Here is a 5,348-nt window from a genome sequence, read left to right as displayed (position 1 = left end):
GACTCGTCCCAGACCTACGCTCGCCAACTCCGCATCGCCGTGGCGATGCGCGGCGGCGTGAGCTTGGCGGTCTGGATGGGCGGGGCCTGCCGGGAGCTGGTCCGACTGCGACAGGGTTCTCTCGGAATCCCGGACGAATTCGTGGACGGCGCCGCCGGCGCGAAGGTCTACAAGGCATTGCTGAAGGAATGCGGGTACAGCGAGCCGGTCGAGATCGACGTCATCGCGGGCACCAGCGCCGGCGGGTTGAACGGTGTCCTGCTCGGGTGGCACCTCGCGCGCGGAGCCGGCTTCGGGGACGACGTCCGGGACATGTGGCTGCGGCTGGGCGACCTCGGCGACCTGGCCCGCCGGCCGTTGTGGAACGGACACGAGTCGCTGCTGCGTGGCGACGACTACTTCTTCCCTCAGGTCCGGAAGGCGCTCGAACAGCTCGACAATGACGGCGTTCCGTGCGCACAGGCGAACCATCCCCTCCGGTTGCTCGTCACCGCCACACGGCTGCGGCCACGTACCGACGCCGTGTTCCCCGGTGCCGGCCCCCGCCTCGGTGCCACCGAGTCGCGAGCGTTCTTCCGATTCCGCTACCAGGGTCGCTCCCGCGAGTTGCAGGGTTTCGACGACTTCGACGACGCCGAACAGATGGCGTACGTCGCGCGCACCACGTCGTCGTTCCCGGGCGCATTCGAACCCGCGACCGTGAACCCCTACCCGCAGAAGTCCCTGACGAGGGACACGGGAGCACCCAACGTCCACGGCGTCAGTTCCGAAACACGCTCCGATTCGAAGAATCCCAAGGACTCCGATATCGAGCTGATCGACGGCGGGGTGCTCGACAACGTTCCGCTGACCTGGGCGGTACGCGCGGTCGCGGGAATGCCCGCAGACCAGGCCGTCAATCGGTGGCTGCTCTACCTGCAGCCCGATCCCGGTAACAATGTGGAGAATCCGCCGCAGACCCGGTCCGCGACGCGGATGTTGCGGTCGCTGTTCCAGACCTCACAGCTGAAGAACAACTCCGAATCCATCCTCGACGACGAGGAGAACCTCCGCCAGCTCGTCGCCGCGGAACGTCGCGAGCTGGCTGTCCTTCTCGGCATCGATCCCGACCTCGATGCACCGGAGCGCGCCCCGAGCATCGAACAGATCGACGCCTATCGAGCGGCCGTGGGGTGCGCCGAAGTACGCAGGCTGCAGCGACTGGCGAGTGCGCCCCTCACAATCGTCGGCCTGGACCCCCTGCCGATCCCCGATACCGAACAGCCGCTGCTCGCGGCGTTCGCAGCCTACGACCAGTCCAAAGGTGGACCCCTCGCCCCCGTCGGCGACGCGGACGCCAAGAAACTCGTCCTGCCGGACGAGAGAGTGAGCGAATCGAACGTCGGGCGCTGCGCACGCACCCCACTGGTCGCCGCGAGAGCAGTCACGCTGTTGCTGCATGCGCTGCGGCAAACCGAGACGGCGCGAAGGCAATTCGAGGAGACACGGCAGAACCCCTACCCGCGGGACACCGAGCGCTTCGACGAGCTGGACAAGCAATTCCGGGAACAGGACGAGCAATTCCGCGAACAGATGTCGGAACTGCGCAAGGAGATCTACACCTTGCGCTTCACCTGCGAAGTGACGGTGGCCCACCGCGACCGCGTCCTGCTCGACACCATCACCCGCGAACCCTGGCGCAAGCCCGACTCCCTGCTCGAAAAGGCGTCCAACAAACCGGATTTCGAGTATCCCGAAGCATTTCCCGACCGCGGTACGAAGCGATCGCACTGGCGCACGTGGACGCGGCACGCGGCGGCCGCCGCCGCGGGAGTGCCGCCGGCACCGCGGACACCCCCGGACGCGGTCACCTGGAAGGCCGATCCCTACGGAGCCCTGTGGGACGGAATCGTCGCGCAGACGGTATCCGTCGCTGATCTCGTCAACGGATTCCTTCCGCCCGGATCGGTCCGGACCGACCCTCTCCTCACGGTCCTGCGGCGCGCCACCGACACAGCGCGGGCCGACCACACGCTGTGCCGCCTGGAGATCGTCACCGGCCCGTCGCGGCCGGATCCGCTGGGAGCCTCGGTCGCACCCAAGCTGGTGGTCGCATCCGCCGCAGAGCAGAGCCCGCTCGAGGATCGGATCTACGGCGAGAAACTGAAGGAGACCGAACGAATCTCCCGCAAGCTCAACGGAAACCAGATCGGAAACTTCGCCGCATTTCTCAGCGCGCGGTGGCGCCAGAACGACTGGTTGTGGGGGCGGATGGACAGCGCCCAGAGTCTGGTTCGCCTCGTCGCCACGCGGGACCGCACCGCGAACATCGATGCCGAGACGCTGCGCGCACTGTTCTTCGCCGGTGCCCCCGAACGCGGCCCGTTCCGCGATCTGCTCAACCGCGAATGGGTGAACGGCATGTATGCCGACAACCCACCGGAGAAGGTCGTCGCCGCGATCACCACACGATTGCACTGGGACATCCTCGAGCACGAACTCGCACACCTCAGGAAGCTGCACGAGCGCAAGTCCGGAAAGGACCGGCCCCCGAGCTCGACCGGCCGCGAGTTGCGCACACCGGCCCGAACGGTGGCGGAGGACCCGAAGCCGGCGCTGAAACTCCTCGCGGACGTCGGCGAAGAATCGGTATCCGACCTCCTGCGCCGTCCGGATCTGCGCCGGACCCAGCTGCAACTGGCGCTGGTGGGTCTGGGTGCGCTGTTCCCTGCCGGCTGGAAGAGCAAACTCGGTTATGCCGCGACCAGTGTCACCGCGGGACCGCTCGCGATCCTGCCGCTGCTCCTGGCCATCCTCGCGCCGTGGGGAATGCTGGTGTCGATGCTCGCGCTCGGGATGCTCACCGCGATGATGACCGGCCGAGCGATGTCCCTTGCACAGCTACCCGCACTGCTCGGCATGGTGCTCGTTCTGGTGTGTGCGACGCACAGATTCTGGAAATGGCGTCATTCCCGCTTCACGGTGGGGGTCCTGGGGATCGCCGCGATCGGGATCCTGCTGTGGGTCGGGCGGGACTGGCAGATACCCAGCAGCAGCTGGCCCTGGCCCGCGGTTGCTGCGGCGGCAGCCGTCGCTGTGGCAGCACCGATGATCGCCTCGCAGTTCACCGCCTGGCACTACGCGTGGCGCGCGCACGAACGAGGAGTTCGATGGATGCTGCCCGTAGGAGCCGTCCTCGCCTCCGCAGGTGTATCGACCGCAGTGATCTGGGGATTCACGAACCTGTACGGTACGGAATCCGCCGGGTTCGACCCGACCGGCGCACACCCGGCGTGGAAAACCCTGATTCTGGTGTGGATTCTGCTGGCGATGGCGTTCTGGGCGCTGCTCGTCGCCCTGTCCGTCCGGCGGGCCGAGCCATCCCCGGAGACCGCGTGACCACCGTGGACGAGCGCCGATGTCCCTCATTCCGGCTCTGCACGCACGGTCGCCGTACCGCTCCTCGATCGGAGCGGTACGGCGACCGTGGAATTCGGTTGTGGCGCGAATCCGGTCGGCGCGTGCGCCGAAGCGCTACTTGTTTCTCGTCAGCGAGGTGTAGCCGAGCGTCAGCACGGCGGCTGCGGCGATGGAGATGAACCAGCGGATCCAGTCGATACCGCTGGTGTTGCCCTTGTCGAGCAGACCCTCCCACACCCAGTAGCCGATCAGGGCGCCCGCGACGCCGAGCACGACGGTGATCACCCAGCCCATCGCCTGCTTGCCCGGGATCACCAAGCGGGCGAGCACCCCGATGACCGCACCGAAGATGATCGTCCCGATGATGTTGCCAATCATTGCGAGCTCCTTTCCGTCCTACATGAGCCATACGGACGGTATGTCACCGATGATCATGAAGATAGCGACACGACCGGAACAGCTGGGAAAATTCGTGCAAATCGTTCCCGCACCGACGCTCACGCGTGGATGATGACGCCCCGGATGTTCTTTCCGTCCCGCAAGTCCTGATAACCCTGATTGACCTCTTCGAGCGTATACCTCGTGGTGATGAGCTCGTCGAGTTTCAATTGCCCGGCGTCGTACAGCCGCAGCAAGCGCACGATGTCGTACTGCGGATTGGCCGAGCCGAACAGCGATCCCTTGATGGTCTTCTGGAACAGGGTCAGTTCCGCCCCGGACACGTGCACCGTCAGCTTCGCCGGATCGGCCAGGCCGGTGATGACCACGGTGCCGCCCTTGCCGACGACCGACGTGGCCGCCGAGACGACTTCCTCGTCGACGGTCCCGACGAGGATCAGCGCGGCGTCGGCGCCCTGCCCCCAGCTCAGCTCTCTGACCTTCTCCGCGGCCTCCTCGGCCGTCGCGTACGCGTGAGTCGCCCCGAACTTCAGGGCCGTGTCCCGTTTGAAGTCCACCGGGTCGACGACGACGATGTACTTCGCGCCTGCCTGCACCGAACCCTGCACGGCGTTGACGCCGAGTCCGCCGATTCCGTAGATGACGACGATGTCGCCGGGTCGCACATCCCCGGCGTACACGGCGGTGCCCCACCCGGACGGAACCCCGCACCCGACGAGCACCGCGGTTTCGAGCGGCAGCCAGTCGTCGACCTTGACGACCGAGTGCTGCGAGATGGTGGCGCGTTCGGAGAAGGTGCCGAGCATGCACATGGCACCGAAGTCCTTACCACCGGAGTGGAACCGGAAGGTTCCGTCGGGCATGGAGCCTTCGAGGATCGTGGCGCCCATGTCGCACAGGTTCTGCCGGCCGGTGGAACAGTAGCGGCAGGTGCCGCAGTTCGGGATGAAGCTGCACACGACGTGGTCGCCGGGCTTGACCTTCGTGACGCCCGGCCCGACTTCCTCGATGATGCCGGAGCCTTCGTGGCCACCGACGATCGGGAAACGCGGCGGCAGGTCGCCGTCGGTCAGGTGCAGATCGGAATGGCACAGACCCGCTGCGGTGTATTTGATGAGGACTTCGCCCGGGCCGGGCCCGTCGAGGTCGAGTTCCATGATTTCGAAGGGTCGTCCAGTTTCGAGCAGCACTGCCGCCTTGGTCTTCATCGTTCATCTCCTCGGATCGACAACCGACCGGTCACCCCCCGACTCAGTGTGTCATGGATCACATCGATTGCCCGGTGGTCGGAGAGTACGCGTTTCGTCCGGCTCGCCGAACCCGGCACGACCACCCGGGTCCCGGTGCTAGCGTCCCGATCATGGGCGCCGGCGCTCGGGGACTGCTTGCCGTGAGCGCGGCCGCCCTCGTGGCGGGCATCGCGATCGGTTTCGTGGGCGGGGCGTTCCGCTGGTGCCTCGGGATCGCCGATCGGTGGCGTTTCGAGCTGCTGGAGTGGGCCGGCCGCGCTCACGGCAAGCAGTCCCCGAGCGCCGGCGCCCATGATCGGG

3 protein-coding genes and 1 pseudogene are annotated in these 5,348 nt (G+C 66.7%); 2 read left to right on the top strand and 2 right to left on the bottom strand.

The features are described from left to right. The coding region (locus tag I0Q12_RS26565; protein WP_197256299.1) for a patatin-like protein at positions 1-3,378 on the top strand (3,378 nt) is incomplete at its 5' end. A 135-nt stretch (positions 3,379-3,513) separates the two neighbouring features. On the opposite strand, the gene I0Q12_RS26560 is transcribed toward I0Q12_RS26565, so the two are convergent. Together I0Q12_RS26560 and I0Q12_RS26555 are read right to left on the bottom strand one after the other, a co-directional pair. Next, a complete protein-coding gene (locus tag I0Q12_RS26560; RefSeq protein ID WP_197256297.1) occupies positions 3,514-3,777 on the bottom strand; it encodes a GlsB/YeaQ/YmgE family stress response membrane protein in 264 nt (87 codons plus the stop codon). 119 nt (positions 3,778-3,896) lie between these two features. Next, positions 3,897-5,006: an NDMA-dependent alcohol dehydrogenase gene (locus I0Q12_RS26555; RefSeq protein ID WP_197256295.1), complete on the bottom strand. Its 1,110-nt coding sequence runs from the start codon at positions 5,004-5,006 to the stop codon at positions 3,897-3,899. A gap of 152 nt (positions 5,007-5,158) precedes the next feature. On the opposite strand from I0Q12_RS26555, the pseudogene I0Q12_RS26550 reads away from it, so the two are divergent. Continuing rightward, positions 5,159-5,348, top strand: a pseudogene (locus tag I0Q12_RS26550) (hypothetical protein); the annotation flags it as partial.

The organism is Rhodococcus sp. CX (assembly GCF_015865005.1).
In the GTDB taxonomy this organism is placed as follows: Bacteria; Actinomycetota; Actinomycetes; order Mycobacteriales; family Mycobacteriaceae; genus Rhodococcus.
Note: the sequence above shows the minus strand (reverse complement) of the source record. Positions and strands in the feature narration are given on the sequence as shown.